The organism is Herminiimonas fonticola (assembly GCF_003293745.1).
Classification (GTDB): Bacteria; Pseudomonadota; Gammaproteobacteria; order Burkholderiales; family Burkholderiaceae_D; genus Oxalicibacterium; species Oxalicibacterium fonticola.
In genome coordinates this window covers 695,612-709,989 of sequence record NZ_PTLZ01000001.1, presented here as the reverse complement: position 1 = coordinate 709,989, position 14,378 = coordinate 695,612, and the positions used below count along the sequence as shown (strand labels likewise).

The following is a 14,378-nucleotide window of genomic DNA, read 5'->3' as shown; positions in this document are numbered from 1 at the left end:
TGACACTTCATTATTTGGCGCGAATTTCCGTCCAGATACGATTCAGCGCACGACGCTGCTTGCTGTTCAAGTCTTTCAGCATCTCCAGTTTTGCCGCATTGGCAGCATCAGGAAAGATCGCAGGGTTCTTCGAAATCTCAGGCTTGATGTAAGCCAGCGCAGCACTGTTCGGATTGCCGGTGCCTATCATATTGGTCAGCTCGGCCGAGTTTTTGCCATCCAGCACCAAATTGATGAATTGATGCGCCAGATCCGCACGCGGCGCATCTTTTGGAATCACCAGACTATCCAGTGACATCGCCGCGCCCTCTTTTGGCAAGGCATGGCGAATACGGAATTTGCGACCGGCTTTTTGCGCATCGATATCAGCCTGGAAAATATCGCTGGAGTAACCGTGCACCAGCCAGATATCGCCCACCGTCAAACCCTTGATGTAACTGGTGCCATTGAACGCAGCCCAGTACGGCTTGGCTTTCAGGATCACGTTCTTGGCTTCCTGCCAGTGTTTTTCATCAGTGTCATTGACCGAGTAACCGAGGTATTTCAATGCCGCTGCCATCAATTCGTTGGCTGAATCAAGAACAGTCACCTTGCCTTTGATCTTGGCCAGAATCGCCGGATCGAAAATCGCAGCCCAGCTATCGACAGGCACGCCCAGCTCTTTCATCTTTTGCTCGTTGTAGCCCAGCAGCGTGATCGTGTACGCATACGGCACCGAGTACTGATTGCCCTTGTCGAAATCAGTATTCAGATATTGCGGATTCAGGTTCTTGAAGTTGCTCAGCTTGCTCTTGTCGATAGGCTTCAAGGCGTTTTGCTTGATCAGCGATTGCAAGGCATTCCCGGTCGGCACGATCAGGTCGTAACCTTTGGCACCGGCGGCCAGCTTGGCCAGCATTTCTTCGTTATCGCCGTAGTAGCTTTGTACCAGTTGGCATTTGCATGCCGCTTCAAAGCGCTGCACGGTTTCTGCTGCAAGGTAGTTATTCCAGTTGTACAAATGCAGCTTGTTTTGCGCCTGCGCAGAACTGGCGGTAGAAACGGCAAGCAACATCAGCGAAGCAATGGCGAATAATTTTTTCATGGCGAGTCCAGAGAAAAGAATCAGGAACGGAATGCGTTAGGCGACAGTTTTGAAGCTACAACAATCAGAAGCAAAGTCAATGCCATCAACAAGGTCGAAACAGCATTCACTTCCGGCGTGACGGCAATCTTGATCATCGAATAAATCTGCAATGGCAAGGTTGAAGTATTCGCGCCGGCAGTAAAGAAGGTAATCACGAAATCGTCGATCGACAAGGTGAACGCCATCAGCGCACCCGCCACTACGCCCGGCATGATCAGCGGCAAAGTCACGCGTTTGAACGCCTGCCAAGGTGTCGCACCACAATCGCGCGCAGCTTCGGTCAGGCTTTCATCCATGCCACTCAAGCGCGACCGTACCACAATTGCGACGAAGCCCAGGCTGAAAGCAATATGCGCCAATGTCACCGACAGCATGCCCAAGGTCAGATTCAACATCACAAAGAAAATCAACAGCGACACGCCGACCAGAATTTCCGGAATCGCAATCGGCGTCAGCACCAGTATCTGCAGCGCGCGGATTTTGTACCTATGCAGCGCAAAACCCGCCATCGTTCCCAATACGGTCGACACCGCGCTCGATACCAGAGCGATGATCAGCGAATTGCCCGCCGCGCGCAGCATCTCGTCATCGGCAAACAAGGTGCGATACCAGTCCAGCGTAAAGCCCACCCACTCCGCATTCAAACGTGAATCGTTAAACGAATACACAACCACAATCACCAGCGGCAGATACAGGAATGCGTAGACCAGCACCGCTGTCATGGTCAGCCAGAGCGATTGTCGCTTGGTGGTGAGCTTAGCCATTTGCCCTCCTGCGAGGTCTTGCCAGCAAGGCCGCCAAACCGGCCGCCGCCAGCGCTGCTACCGTCAACATGATGGACAGCACACTACCAAACGGCCAGTCACGTGAGTCGAGGAATTGCTGCTTGATGACGTTGCCTATCATGATGCCGCCGGTACCGCCCAGTAGATCCGATACCGCGAAAATCCCGAGTGCAGGAATGAAAACCAAAGCCGCGCCCGCATACACGCCAGGCAAGGACAAGGGGAAAGTCACACGCCAAAAGCGTTGCCACGCATTCGCGCCCAAATCCTGCGCTGCATCCAGCAGGGCCGGATCGTGTTTTTCCAGATTGGCATACAGCGGCAACACCATGAACGGCAAATGCACATACACAAGGCCGACGATCACGGCAAACGCGCTGTACAGCAAAGTCACAGGCTCAAAACCGAACACACCCAGCACCGCATTCACACCACGCGTCAATGCCGATTGCGGGCCGAGAATAATAATCCACGCATAAATACGAATCAGGAAGTTGCTCCAGAACGGCAGTATCACCAGCAGCACCAGCAGGCTGCGCCACTTCTGCGGGCTGCGTGCAATCAGCAGCGCCAGCGGATACGCCATCAACAAACAAACCAGCGTCGTGATAATCGCGAACAGGAAGGACTTCAGGAAGATCGCGGTATAGACGAAATCGGAGAAAAACGGCGTGAAGCTTTCCAGCGTCAGATCGAGCGCACCGCTCTCGTCGAACAAGGGCGCGAGTCCACCGTAATCGCCGGGATAACGGAAAGCGGCAAACGCCATGATCAGCGTCGGCACTGCGAAGAAGAAAATCAGATACAGCAACGGCGGCCCGCTGATCAACCAGCGCGCCAGGGATTGCTTGCCACTGGCAGGGTTGCTGACTGTTTTTGCCACCACTTTAGACATGAACAGTTTCAGCCAGGAAGTGACCGGCATCGACACGCCATGCGACGTCGACGGTATCACCGACTTCAAAGAAGCGCGGACGTCCAATCGCAGAATTGGCGAGCATGGTTTCGATACGCACACCGCCTTCGGTCTCGACGATATAGACGGTGACGCCGCCCATGTAGAGCAATTCTTTTACATAACCGTCGAAGTGATTTTCATCCGGCACGCCGCTCACAATCTCGGCGCTGACCTCGATTTTTTCCGGCCGCAATGCAATCGTGCCCTTGCTGCCGACTTGCACACCGGCCACCGCCAGCGCCTTCACAGCACCCATGCCGGGCACGTCCAGCGACATCATATTGCCGGCTATGTGCGTCACGGTGCCGTCGAACAAATTGCAGGTGCCGATAAAGTCTGCAACGAAGCGGCTGCGTGGATAACTGTAAATACGGGTTGGCTCATCCAGTTGCTCGACCTGCCCTTTGTTCATCACCGCAATGCGATGCGACAGCGCCAGCGCTTCGGCCTGATCATGCGTTACATAGACAAAGGTAATGCCGACTTCCTTCTGCAGATTGATCAACTCGATCTGCATCTGCTCGCGCAATTGTGCATCCAGCGCAGACAGCGGCTCATCCAGCAGCAGCAATTTGGGACGCGTTACCAGCGCACGCGCGATCGATACACGTTGGCGCTGACCGCCGGACAACTCATGCGGATAGCGCGCAGCAAAACCGCTGAGGCGCACATCTTCCAGCGCTTCATCGACTTTTTGCTTGATTTCGGATTTCGGCGTATTCGCCATTTCCAACGGAAACGCGATATTGCCTGCCACCGTCATGTGCGGGAACAAGGCGTAATTCTGGAACACGGTACGCACCGCGCGCTGCTCGGGCGGCACGCCGGTCAGATCAACGCCATCCAGCAGAATTTGTCCCGCATCCGGTTCGTCAAAGCCGGCAATCATGCGCAGCAGCGTCGTCTTGCCGCAGCCCGAAGGACCCAGCAGCGTAAAGAACTCGCCAGCCTCAATCGAAAGACTGATGTTGTCGACTACGGTGTTATCGCCGAAACGGCGAGTGAGATTGCGAATTTCGAGGAGCGCCATCTTGTCCTGGGCCGGGCTGCAAGGGATTACGGGGAATGAAAAAACCGGGGCAATTGTAGCAAATTGCAGAGATGTCTAACGAACGAAGGATCGATCAATTAGCGATGCATATGAACATCCGATAAGCAAGAAACGATGCGTATCCGAACATAACGTATGAAACCAAAACAAAAATCACTGCCCCAATGTGCCCAGCTAAACCCATAGTGCGAGAATATTTACCAAACTCATTGCCATATCCTGCTTGGGAAAAATATGTAAGCCCCGTTGCGACGGCCGCGACTAGAACACCAAAAACGTAAAAAACTAATGCTTCAGCTGTTCCAATGACAACTGAAGATTTATTGCTTGACACCATATTGCCTATGAACGCAAGTAAAGCTACTGCTGCAGCACCGTTGATTAGTAGAGAGCTTTTCAATGCAGCCTGCCCTGCAACAATGACTGATCTCAACATTTCCAAATTCCACGCATGCAAATGTTGTTTATCGCCGATCCATGCAGTCAACTCTGCTTTGTAACGTTCCATTTGCACTTCTGGAAGCGCCTGTTCAGAAGGAGAATTCTGAACGAGCCGTTTTATTTCAAGGGAAAAAGCTTCCAATCTTTCGATAGGCACACTTGAGGCTCCCGCTTCTTTAGCGGTGCGTAAACTATCACTTAATAGTTCTACGACGTCATTTGCATTCATGATTATCAGCTAAATTTCAATGGAAAAAGAATCACGTATCAGTGACTTAGTTATTTTCAGTTTTCAATGGTAAAAGCTCACCGCATTCCCACTCACGGGACATGATCATTAACCACCAAAAGTAAAAAACACCAAAGTCAACAAACCACCGCCGATCAAGCCACCGCCAAAATAAATCGCAATCCCCAGCAGCAAATTCGTACGCTTCTGCTCTTCCAGCAAGCGCCTGATCAACTCGGTATTGTCTTGCCGTGGCTCAGATGCTTGTGTCAACGCCTGATGCGCGAGGCGTGGCAATTGAGGTAGCAGTTTGCTGTAGCGCGGCGCTTCTGCTTTCAGATTTTCCAGGAAGCCGCGCCAACCGACTTGCTCGTTCATCCAGTTTTCCAGATACGGTTTTGCGGTCTTCCATAGATCCAGTTCAGGATCGAGCTGGCGACCCAGACCTTCCACGTTTAGCAGCGTCTTTTGCAGCAGCACCAGTTGCGGTTGCACTTCTACATTGAAGCGGCGTGAAGTCTGGAACAGGCGCAGCAAGACCTGACCGAATGAAATTTCACTCAATGGTCTGTCGAAGATAGGTTCGCAGCAGGCGCGCACTGCGGATTCCAGCTCGTCTACGCGCGTTTCTTTCGGTGCCCAGCCGGATTCTATGTGCGCTTCGGCGACGCGTTTGTAATCGCGGCGGAAGAAGGCGAGGAAGTTTTGCGACAGATAGTCTTTGTCGAAATCATTCAGTGTGCCGACGATGCCGAAATCGAGTGCGATGTAGCGGCCAAAGGTCTCCGGCGCGACCGAGACCTGGATATTCCCCGGATGCATGTCGGCGTGGAAGAAGCCGTCGCGGAATACCTGCGTGAAGAAAATCTCTACACCATCGCGCGACAGTTTTTTCAGATCGATGCCAGCCGCTATCAATCGATCGGTTTGCGAAATCGGGATGCCTATCATGCGTTCCATCACGATGACCGAGGTCGAGCAAAAATCCCAGTACATTTCCGGCACGACCAGCAAATCGGATTTGGCAAAGTTGCGGCGCAACTGGCTACCGTTGGCGGCTTCGCGCATCAAGTCCAGTTCGTCGTGCAGATACTTGTCGAACTCGGCGACGACTTCTTTCGGCTTCAGTCGTTTGCCATCGGCCCATAATTTTTCCACCAAGCCGGCCACAATATGCATCAAGGCCACATCGTCATCGATCGATTTTTTGACGCCGGGACGCAGCACTTTGACAGCGACGTCCTTACCGTTTTTCAATCGCGCGAAATGGACTTGCGCAATCGATGCAGAAGCCACAGGCTCAGGCTCGAAATGCGCAAACAGTACATCCGGATGCGCGCCCAGCGACTTGATGATTTGCGCAATCGCCAGCTCGGATGAAAACGGCGGCACGCGATCCTGCAGGCGTGCCAGTTCGTCAGCTACATCGATAGGCATCAGGTCGCGACGCGTCGACAAGACCTGACCGAACTTGACGAAAATCGGGCCCAGGTCTTCCAGCGCACGACGCAAACGCACGCCGCGCGGCTCGGACAGATCGCGCCAGAACATGATTTGATTGAGCAGTTTGGTCGTACGTGGAATTCTCAGGCCGGACATCGCGATGTCATCGAGGCCATAGCGGATCGCAACCCGCAGGATTTTAAGAACACGGAGGAATTTCAATATCATTGCTTACTGCCCTTCAGCTTTTCTATCCGCTTGGCCAAGCGTGCGACGTCGTCGCGCAATCTGGTCACGTCGGCGGTAAATTCGGTTACTGCTTGCGGACGAATCAACATGGGCTTTTCTTCCAGAAAATACTCGGCCATGTTTTCGCTCACGGATTGATGCAGCGCTTTGGCGTTATTCAAGGCAGAGCGCACTCCACCTACAATTCTGTTGGCTGCGATATCGCCTACGAACTTGCTCAGATCGTCTTCTGCTTCCCAACGCAAACCATTACTCAATTGCGAAATCGCATTCGCGAAATCGGCATCGCCATCTATCTTCACGTACGAGAATGCGCGCTCACGATTTTGCATAATGACAGGCAGATCGGATAAAGCAACGCGTATGGTGACTGTCGCCACATCATCGGCCGCAGCGGCTTCCAGCATGCCGTCGGCTGTCACTTTCAAGCGTGTTGCCAGCACACCGCCATCGAACACGGCGATCTTGCCTGCATGCGGCATCAGTTTGGCGCGCGCCCATGCTTCCTGCGCAAGCAGGTGATTGATGGCAGCCGGGAAAACGTTGGCGGGGGAAAAAGAAGTCATGGAAAAAATGGTGATGCAAAAAATGGCGCCGCAAAAAACAAAGCCGCCAGTGACTATTCACGGGCGGCTTCAAGTTTAGCAGTTTGCCGTAAGGCGGGCTAACTATCTACATAGCGGCAAATCTCGAATTACAACTGTTGAATACCAGCCAGCACCCAACCGCCGTTGCCATTGACTGGCTTGGACAGGTTCCACGCTTCGCTGAATGGTTCTGTCGGCGCGCCGGCACCTTCATTGATGAGGCCGGTGAACTTGATGCTGGCGATGTAATCGTCGCCTACGGTTTCTACGCCGTAGAACACGCCTTCCAGCGAGATGACATCAGTATGGTTTTCCGAAGCGCCGCGTTCCAGCAATTGCGCTTTCAACTCGCCAAACATTTCTGGTGTGGTGAATTCGCGGATGTCATTGACATCAGCTTTGTCCCACGCTGCTTGCAGACGGATGAAATAGGTTTTTGCATTGCGGATAAACGATTGCACGTCGAAATCTGGCGGCAAATCACTGGCGGCATCATTGCCTGTACCAAACGCCGAACCGGATGCCAGAGGCGCTGCTGATTGCAGAGCCGAAGGTTGACCGTAAGACTGGTCGAGACGCGAACCGATTTCAGGTGTGCTGCTTTTTTCCGAGAAGTTATTCGGGTACGAAGGCTGCATGCCGGATTGGTTGCCAGCTTGATTGCCAGCGCTCTTGTTCTTGATCATGCGATAGATGAACATCGCGGCGAATGCGAACAAGCCAACCATCAACATGGTGCTGATCATGCTGGCCATTGCGCCACCCAAACCAAGGTGAGACAACAATGCGCCCAGACCCAAGCCCAGCAATGCGCCACCGAGGATGTTGCGCATCATGCTAGGTTTAGCCGCGGCTGCCGCACCTGTTGCGCCAGCGGCGGCTGGTGCAGCTGCCGGTTTGGCAGTGTTGGTTGGCGATGATTGCGCTGGTGCTGCGCGCTGGTAGCTTTGGGATTGCTTACCCATAGAGCCGCCGCCACCCATGCGTTTAGCTTGCACTTCGGTCGCGACGAAAGTCATCGAGCTGACCAAAACTGCCGCTACCAATAATAATTTCTTCATGCTGTCTCCTAAAGTTTTATGCCGGTGTGCAATGCAGCTACACCGGCCGTCAAATTGAAATACTCAACTCTTTCGAGTCCTGCATCCTGCATCATTTTTTTCAGTGTTTCCTGATCGGGGTGCATGCGTATCGATTCGGCCAGATAGCGATAACTATCGGCGTCGCCTGCAATGCGTTGACCCAACCACGGCAACACGGAAAACGAATAAACGTCGTACGGCTTTTTCAAAGGTTCCCAAACCTTGGAAAACTCCAGCACCAGCAACTTGCCACCGGGCTTTAAAACACGCCGCATTTCTGCCAGCGCTGCATCTTTATGCGTCATGTTGCGCAAACCAAAAGCCACGCTCACACGATCAAAATAGTTATCGGGGAATGGCAATTTCTCCGCATCGCACAAGGATGTTGGGATGATCATGCCATTATTCAACAGCCGGTCGCGCCCGACGCGCAACATCGACTCATTAATATCCGTCAGCCAGACTTCACCTGTCGGTCCGGCCTTTTTGGCAAATGCCTTGGCCAGATCACCGGTACCGCCTGCAATATCCAGCACCTTGAAGCCAGGACGTATGCCAGCCTGCGCAATCGTGAAAGTCTTCCACAAGCGATGCAGTCCGGCCGACATGACATCGTTCATCACGTCGTACTTTGCTGCCACCGAATGAAACACTTCAGCGACCTTGTGAACCTTCTCTTCTTCAGCGACGGTTTGATAACCGAAATGTGTTGAATTTGTCATGTCTGGCAGCTCAATTAACTAAGATTATACATGCGTTAAGAAAATGTGAAATAAGCGTGAATTTTATTTTTTGACTGGGCAAAAAAGTTGTCAAAATTAATGGCTGCCGCAACCGCTGCCGCTCACGATGGCTTTGTTCATGGGTGCGTCGCGCCCACTGTCACGCGTGAAGCCGGCGGCTTCCAGGCGGCGCAGATAATCTTCCCACAAGGCATCTTTATCACTACCCAAGTAGTGCAGGTATTCCCACGAAAAAATGCCGGTATCGTGACCATCGGAGAACACTGGTTTGATTGCGTAATTACCGACTGGTTCGACTGCGGTGATTTCTACATTGCGCTGGCCGGTTTGCAAGGTTTCCTGCCCCGGGCCGTGGCCGCGCACTTCTGCCGATGGCGACCAGACACGCAGCAATTCAAATGGCAGCGAAAAACTTTTGCCATCATCGAACTCGATTTCCAGCACGCGCGATTGCTTGCGTACTGTCAGTCCGATTGGTTGTGGCGCTGGAGGTGTTTGTTTGGAACCAGTCATGATTGTCTCTCGTTCGAATTGCGCAGATGCATGTTTGCATCTGCAATTGAAATCAGCGGCTCAGCCTATGCAAGATGCGTTGCGTATGACCGCAGCGCGCAAGGCTGGCAACAAGGCGCGTCTGTGCGACAGTATATCGTCGGCAGTCTGGCGTACCACTGGTGCCCAGATAGGATTGGGGAAATGTGCATCGTCGGTAAAGCGTGGAATCAAATGCCAGTGCAAATGCGGCACCATATTGCCGAGGCAAGCCAGGTTGATTTTTTCCGGCTGCAAGACTTCGCGCAACGCCGCCTCAACCTGACATACCGCACGCATCAAGGCCGATCTATCTTCTACCGCCAGATCAGTCATTTCCTTGACGTGTGCATTCCAGATCACGCGGCAGAAGCCGGGGTAATTCGCATCGGCGATCAAGACGACGCGCAACTGTTCATTGCAGAAAAGAATTTCTCCGCCGGACTCTTCGCACAACTCACAGGCTGCGGCCATGCTTACACCAGCACCCGTTCGATGCCGCCATTGTTGGCGCGTGCGACGTAGTCCGGCAACCAGTCTGGCCCGAGCAAATGCTTGGCCATTTCGACCACGATGTAGTCAGCCGTGGTTTCAGAATCATCGTTGTAGCGCGACAAACCTTGCAGGCATGATGGGCATGAAGTCAAAATCTTGACCTCGCCGGCAAAGCCGTCCGTGCGCAACTTGTCTGCGCCCTTGATCATTTCTTCTTCCTTGCGGAAACGCACTTGCGTTGAAATGTCTGGCCGCGTCACAGCCAGGGTGCCGGATTCGCCGCAGCAACGGTCGTTCTTCTCTATCTTTTGATCGTCAACGGTGGTGATCAAGGCATTCACCGTTTTCAGCGGGTCCTGCAATTTCATCGGAGTATGGCAAGGGTCGTGATACATGTAACGCACGCCGTTCACGCCTTCCAGCTTTACGCCTTTTTCCATCAGATATTCGTGGATATCGATGATGCGGCAACCCGGGAAAATCTTCTCGAATTCATAGCCCTGCAACTGATCGTAGCAAGTACCGCAAGAGACGATGACTGTTTTGATATCCAGATAATTCAGCGTATTGGCCATGCGATGGAACAGCACGCGATTATCAGTGATGATTTTTTCGGCTTTTTCGTAATTGCCGGTGCCGCGTTGCGGATAACCGCAGCATAGATAGCCCGGCGGCAAGACAGTTTGCACACCTACATTCCACAACATCGCCTGCGTTGCCAGACCGACTTGCGAGAACAGGCGCTCGGAACCGCAACCAGGGAAGTAAAACACCGCTTCCGTGTCCATCGTGGTGGTCTTGGGATCACGAATGATAGGCACAACTTTATCGTCTTCAATATCCAGCAAGGCGCGCGCGGTTTTCTTCGGCAGATTGCCAGGCATCTTCTTGTTGATGAAGTGAATTACCTGTTCCTTGATGGCCGGCTTGCCGACAGTCGCACGTGGTGCTGCGGTTTGTTTCTTCGCCAGTTTTTTCAGTACATCGTGACCGAAGCGCTGTGCCTTGTAGCCCCAGTCGATCATGACTTTGCGCGTTGCATTGATTGTCGCCGGATCGGTCGCGCCCAGGAAGAACATCGATGCAGCCGTACCCGGATTGAACGATTTTTTATCCATCTTGCGCAGCAGGTTGCGCATATTCATCGACACATCGCCAAAGTCGATATCGACCGGGCAAGGCGTCAGACACTTATGGCAAACCGTGCAATGATCGGCGACATCTTCGAATTCTTCCCAATGCTTGATTGAGATACCGCGCCGCGTTTGTTCTTCGTACAGGAAGGCCTCAACCAGCAGCGAAGTCGCGAGGATCTTGTTGCGCGGCGAGTACAGCAGATTCGCGCGTGGCACATGCGTCGCACATACCGGCTTGCATTTACCGCAGCGCAAACAATCCTTGACGCTATTGGCAATCGCGCCGATATCGCTTTGCTGCATGATCAGCGATTCGTGGCCCATCAAGCCGAACGATGGCGTGTACGCATTACGCAGATCGGCGCTCAACTCCGGCGCATCCATCAGCTTGCCCTTGTTGAAGCGGCCTTCCGGATCGATGCGTTTTTTGTATGAACGGAAATCAGCCAATTCTTCGTTGGTCAGAAATTCCAGCTTGGTGATACCGATTCCATGTTCGCCGGAAATCACGCCATCCAGCGAACGCGCCAGTTTCATGATGCGCGCGACTGCTGCGTGCGCGTCCTGCAACATCTGATAGTGATCGGAGTTGACCGGAATATTGGTATGCACATTGCCGTCACCCGCATGCATGTGCAGCGCGACAAATACGCGACCACGCAAAATGCGTTTGTGAATAGCGTTGGCTTCTTCAAGAATCAGACGGAATGCCGCGCCGCTGAAGATCTGACGCAAAGGCACGCGCGCTTCCGCTTTCCACGAGATGCGCACAGTGCGGTCCTGCACCACGTCGAACACGGTGGCGTTAGGTTGCACTTGCAAACGCTCGTTGAAGACAGGCGCGAGTTTTTCCATGCCCAAGGCAAGCAATTCATCTTTTGCCGCGCGCAAAGGTTGGTCCAGATTAGCCAGTACATACGACCAGCGCGCTTGCGTAGCAGCGATCAACTCTTCAGCCTGATGTACGCGATCTTCCAGCAATTCAGCTGCGGGAATATCGTCGCCTTCTGCATCATCGCCCTTGCCCAAAGGCAGATTGTCTTTAGTGAAAAATGCGTGCAGCTCATCCAGGAACTGCAATTTATTCTTGATCGACAGTTCAACGTTGATGCGTTCGATACCGTCCGAATATTCGCCCATGCGATCCAGCGGAATCACCACGTCTTCATTGATCTTGAATGCATTGGTGTGCTTGGAAATCGCTGCAGTGCGGGCTCTATCGAGCCAGAATTTCTTGCGTGCTTCCGGGCTGACGGCAATGAAGCCTTCGCCTACGCGGGTGTTCGCGATACGCACGACTTCGGATGCTGCTTGCGCGACGGCGTTTTCATCGTCGCCGACGATATCGCCGAACAAAGCCATTTTCGGCAAGATGCCGCGCTTGGATTTGGTCGCATAACCGACCGCGCGCAGATAGCGTTCGTCCAGATGTTCGAGGCCGGCCAGAATCGCGCCGCCTTTTTTGGTTTCGGCGTCGAGGAAATCCTTGATTTCAACTATCGATGGAATTGCATCGCGCGAATGGCCAAAGAATTCCAGGCAAACCGTGCGCGTATGTTTTGGCATCTTGTGCAAGATCCAGCGCGCCGATGTGATCAAACCATCGCAGCCTTCTTTTTGCACGCCGGGCAAACCGGACAGGAATTTATCGGTAACGTCCTTGCCCAAACCTTCCTTGCGGAAGGTGCGGCCGACGATTTCCAGCGTTTCTGTTTTGAAGGGCTGGTTGGTCTTGCCCTTCTCGCTCGGATGCGTCCATTCCAGTTTGAACTTGGCGATTGGCGCATCGTGTATCTTGCCGAGGTTGTGTTCCAGACGCGTGACTTCCAGCCAGTCACCATTCGGATCAACCATACGCCAGCTCGCCAGATTGTCGAGCGCAGTGCCCCACAACACGGCCTTCTTGCCGCCGGCGTTCATCGCGATATTGCCGCCTATGCACGACGCTTCAGCAGAAGTTGGATCGACGGCGAATACGAAACCGGCTTTTTCAGCCGCATCGGAAACGCGTTTGGTGACCACACCGGCACCGGAATAAATCGTCGCGTATTCGCGGTCGACACCGGGCAGCATCGTCATTTCGACAGCGCCCAGACCTTCCAGTTTTTCAGTGTTGATGACGGCCGACATAGGCGTCAGCGGAATTGCGCCGCCGGTGTAACCGGTGCCGCCGCCGCGCGGGATGATGGTCAAACCGAGTTCGATACAGCCCTTGACCAGGCCAGCCATTTCATCTTCGCTATCCGGTGTCAAGACGACAAATGGGTATTCAACGCGCCAGTCGGTTGCGTCCGTCACATGTGAGACACGCGACAGACCGTCGAACTTGATATTGTCTTTCGCGGTGTAACGGCCCAGCACCTTGTTCGTACGCTTGCGCAAATCATAGGTCTTGCGGAATTCTTCGCCGAAGTCGGCCACCGCCTTGATCGCCGATTGCACCAGGGCTTCGACTGCTTCCGCCCTATGCTCTGCATTGGCATCGCCGGAAGCGGCCAGATCGTTCTTGCGGCGCTTGTCGACTTCACTCAAGCGATGATTTAACGCATCGATCAAGGCCTGACGACGCTTCGGATTGTCCAGCATGTCATCTTGCAAATACGGATTGCGCTGCACCACCCATATATCGCCCAGCACTTCATACAGCATGCGGGCTGAACGGCCGGTCTGGCGCTCGGAACGCAACTCGGAGAGTCGGCTCCACGCATCTTCGCCCAACAGACGCATGACAATTTCACGGTCGGAAAACGAAGTGTAGTTATAGGGAATTTCACGCAAGCGCGTAGGCACAGCGCCGCCGGGAGCATCGGCAAGAAGAGTCTGAATTTGTACTGGGGCGTTCATCAGTGGGTCAATTGAATTAACGCTAAATACACATTTTAGCTGATTGCAGTGCAACACGCCCGAACTGCGTGCAGGGAAAACCGCAGTGAAAATGGCAAAAGTGGTACAGCCTTATCCCATCAATACGCGGCGCAATCACGCATGAACCGGCGATTGCCACACATTCTCGATACGCTCAAAACAATTTGATCATGTATTGCCAAAAACCATCCGGCACATATAAGAGCAACCAGCTTATGGTCACATAGCGCAAGAACTTGCCTATCGCCATGTAAACCACGCAAGGCCAGAATGGTAATTTCAACCAGCCACCCAGCAGGCAGATCGGATCGCCGATGCCCGGCAACCAGGCCAGCAACATGGTTTTTGCGCCAAAACGCTGCAACCAGCTGAACCAGCGCGTTTGTCGTTCTTCTGCGAACATCTTCTTTGCCCCGGCACCCAGCCAGTAATTAATCACACCGCCCAAGGTATTGCCAGCGGTGGCAACCAGAATTACCGGCCAAAACAAAGCCGCATTGGCTTTGATGACGGCAAAAACCGCCGGCTCGGAGCCCATAGGCAACAAAGTGGCCGATATCAGACTGATGATGAACACCGAAGACAGCCCGACCTCAGACCCAGCCAGAACCGTCAACAACCATTGCATGCTGGTTTCAATCATGTTTTCGCAAGTGT

Annotated in this window: 13 protein-coding genes; all 13 read right to left on the bottom strand. The window is 53.3% G+C overall.

Annotated features, from left to right (window positions below; all coding sequences use genetic code 11):
- Positions 1-10: 10 nt before the first annotated feature.
- Entirely contained in the window at positions 11-1,084 is a 1,074-nt protein-coding gene (locus Hfont_RS03585; RefSeq protein ID WP_112990835.1) for an ABC transporter substrate-binding protein, read from the bottom strand.
- A gap of 20 nt (positions 1,085-1,104) precedes the next feature.
- Complete coding sequence (locus Hfont_RS03580) at positions 1,105-1,890, bottom strand: ABC transporter permease (protein ID WP_241522999.1); 786 nt, start codon at positions 1,888-1,890, stop codon at positions 1,105-1,107.
- A complete protein-coding gene (locus Hfont_RS03575) occupies positions 1,883-2,836 on the bottom strand; it encodes an ABC transporter permease (RefSeq protein WP_241522998.1) in 954 nt (317 codons plus the stop codon). The genes Hfont_RS03580 and Hfont_RS03575 overlap by 8 nt, the downstream gene beginning before the upstream one ends.
- Entirely contained in the window at positions 2,799-3,899 is a 1,101-nt protein-coding gene (locus Hfont_RS03570; protein WP_112990834.1) for an ABC transporter ATP-binding protein, read from the bottom strand. Before Hfont_RS03570 ends, Hfont_RS03575 begins: the two co-directional genes overlap by 38 nt.
- Positions 3,900-3,993: 94 nt before the next feature.
- Complete coding sequence (locus tag Hfont_RS03565; protein ID WP_112990833.1) at positions 3,994-4,590, bottom strand: hypothetical protein; 597 nt, start codon at positions 4,588-4,590, stop codon at positions 3,994-3,996.
- Between the two features lie 108 nt (positions 4,591-4,698).
- Entirely contained in the window at positions 4,699-6,261 is a 1,563-nt protein-coding gene (gene ubiB, locus Hfont_RS03560) for a ubiquinone biosynthesis regulatory protein kinase UbiB (protein ID WP_112990832.1), read from the bottom strand.
- A complete protein-coding gene (locus tag Hfont_RS03555; protein WP_112990831.1) occupies positions 6,258-6,848 on the bottom strand; it encodes a ubiquinone biosynthesis accessory factor UbiJ in 591 nt (196 codons plus the stop codon). Before Hfont_RS03555 ends, ubiB begins: the two co-directional genes overlap by 4 nt.
- 128 nt (positions 6,849-6,976) lie before the next feature.
- Positions 6,977-7,930, bottom strand: a complete 954-nt coding sequence (locus tag Hfont_RS03550; protein ID WP_112990830.1) for a Tim44 domain-containing protein — start codon at positions 7,928-7,930, stop codon at positions 6,977-6,979.
- An 8-nt stretch (positions 7,931-7,938) separates the two neighbouring features.
- Positions 7,939-8,673 carry a bifunctional demethylmenaquinone methyltransferase/2-methoxy-6-polyprenyl-1,4-benzoquinol methylase UbiE gene (ubiE, locus tag Hfont_RS03545; protein WP_112990829.1) on the bottom strand — a complete coding sequence of 245 codons (735 nt, stop codon included), beginning with the start codon at positions 8,671-8,673 and terminating at the stop codon, positions 7,939-7,941.
- Positions 8,674-8,769: 96 nt separating this feature from the next.
- Positions 8,770-9,207, bottom strand: a complete 438-nt coding sequence (locus Hfont_RS03540; RefSeq protein WP_112990828.1) for a gamma-butyrobetaine hydroxylase family protein — start codon at positions 9,205-9,207, stop codon at positions 8,770-8,772.
- A gap of 60 nt (positions 9,208-9,267) precedes the next feature.
- Positions 9,268-9,699: an HIT family protein gene (locus tag Hfont_RS03535; protein ID WP_112990827.1), complete on the bottom strand. Its 432-nt coding sequence runs from the start codon at positions 9,697-9,699 to the stop codon at positions 9,268-9,270.
- A 2-nt stretch (positions 9,700-9,701) separates the two neighbouring features.
- Positions 9,702-13,700: a DUF3683 domain-containing protein gene (locus Hfont_RS03530; protein WP_112990826.1), complete on the bottom strand. Its 3,999-nt coding sequence runs from the start codon at positions 13,698-13,700 to the stop codon at positions 9,702-9,704.
- Positions 13,701-13,875: 175 nt separating this feature from the next.
- Entirely contained in the window at positions 13,876-14,364 is a 489-nt protein-coding gene (locus Hfont_RS03525) for a YqaA family protein (RefSeq protein WP_112990825.1), read from the bottom strand.
- Positions 14,365-14,378: the final 14 nt, after the last annotated feature.

What these genes read in the sequence shown, in the direction of transcription:
- ubiE (WP_112990829.1), bottom strand. Translation starts at nt 8,673, where the DNA reads ATGACAAATTCAACACATTTCGGTTATCAAACCGTCGCTGAAGAAGAG.
- Hfont_RS03575 (WP_241522998.1), bottom strand. Translation starts at nt 2,836, where the DNA reads ATGCCGGTCACTTCCTGGCTGAAACTGTTCATGTCTAAAGTGGTGGCA.
- Hfont_RS03585 (WP_112990835.1), bottom strand. Translation starts at nt 1,084, where the DNA reads ATGAAAAAATTATTCGCCATTGCTTCGCTGATGTTGCTTGCCGTTTCT.
- Hfont_RS03565 (WP_112990833.1), bottom strand. Translation starts at nt 4,590, where the DNA reads ATGAATGCAAATGACGTCGTAGAACTATTAAGTGATAGTTTACGCACC.
- Hfont_RS03535 (WP_112990827.1), bottom strand. Translation starts at nt 9,699, where the DNA reads ATGGCCGCAGCCTGTGAGTTGTGCGAAGAGTCCGGCGGAGAAATTCTT.
- Hfont_RS03550 (WP_112990830.1), bottom strand. Translation starts at nt 7,930, where the DNA reads ATGAAGAAATTATTATTGGTAGCGGCAGTTTTGGTCAGCTCGATGACT.
- Hfont_RS03555 (WP_112990831.1), bottom strand. Translation starts at nt 6,848, where the DNA reads ATGACTTCTTTTTCCCCCGCCAACGTTTTCCCGGCTGCCATCAATCAC.
- Hfont_RS03580 (WP_241522999.1), bottom strand. Translation starts at nt 1,890, where the DNA reads ATGGCTAAGCTCACCACCAAGCGACAATCGCTCTGGCTGACCATGACA.
- Hfont_RS03530 (WP_112990826.1), bottom strand. Translation starts at nt 13,700, where the DNA reads ATGAACGCCCCAGTACAAATTCAGACTCTTCTTGCCGATGCTCCCGGC.
- Hfont_RS03525 (WP_112990825.1), bottom strand. Translation starts at nt 14,364, where the DNA reads ATGATTGAAACCAGCATGCAATGGTTGTTGACGGTTCTGGCTGGGTCT.
- Hfont_RS03540 (WP_112990828.1), bottom strand. Translation starts at nt 9,207, where the DNA reads ATGACTGGTTCCAAACAAACACCTCCAGCGCCACAACCAATCGGACTG.
- ubiB (WP_112990832.1), bottom strand. Translation starts at nt 6,261, where the DNA reads ATGATATTGAAATTCCTCCGTGTTCTTAAAATCCTGCGGGTTGCGATC.
- Hfont_RS03570 (WP_112990834.1), bottom strand. Translation starts at nt 3,899, where the DNA reads ATGGCGCTCCTCGAAATTCGCAATCTCACTCGCCGTTTCGGCGATAAC.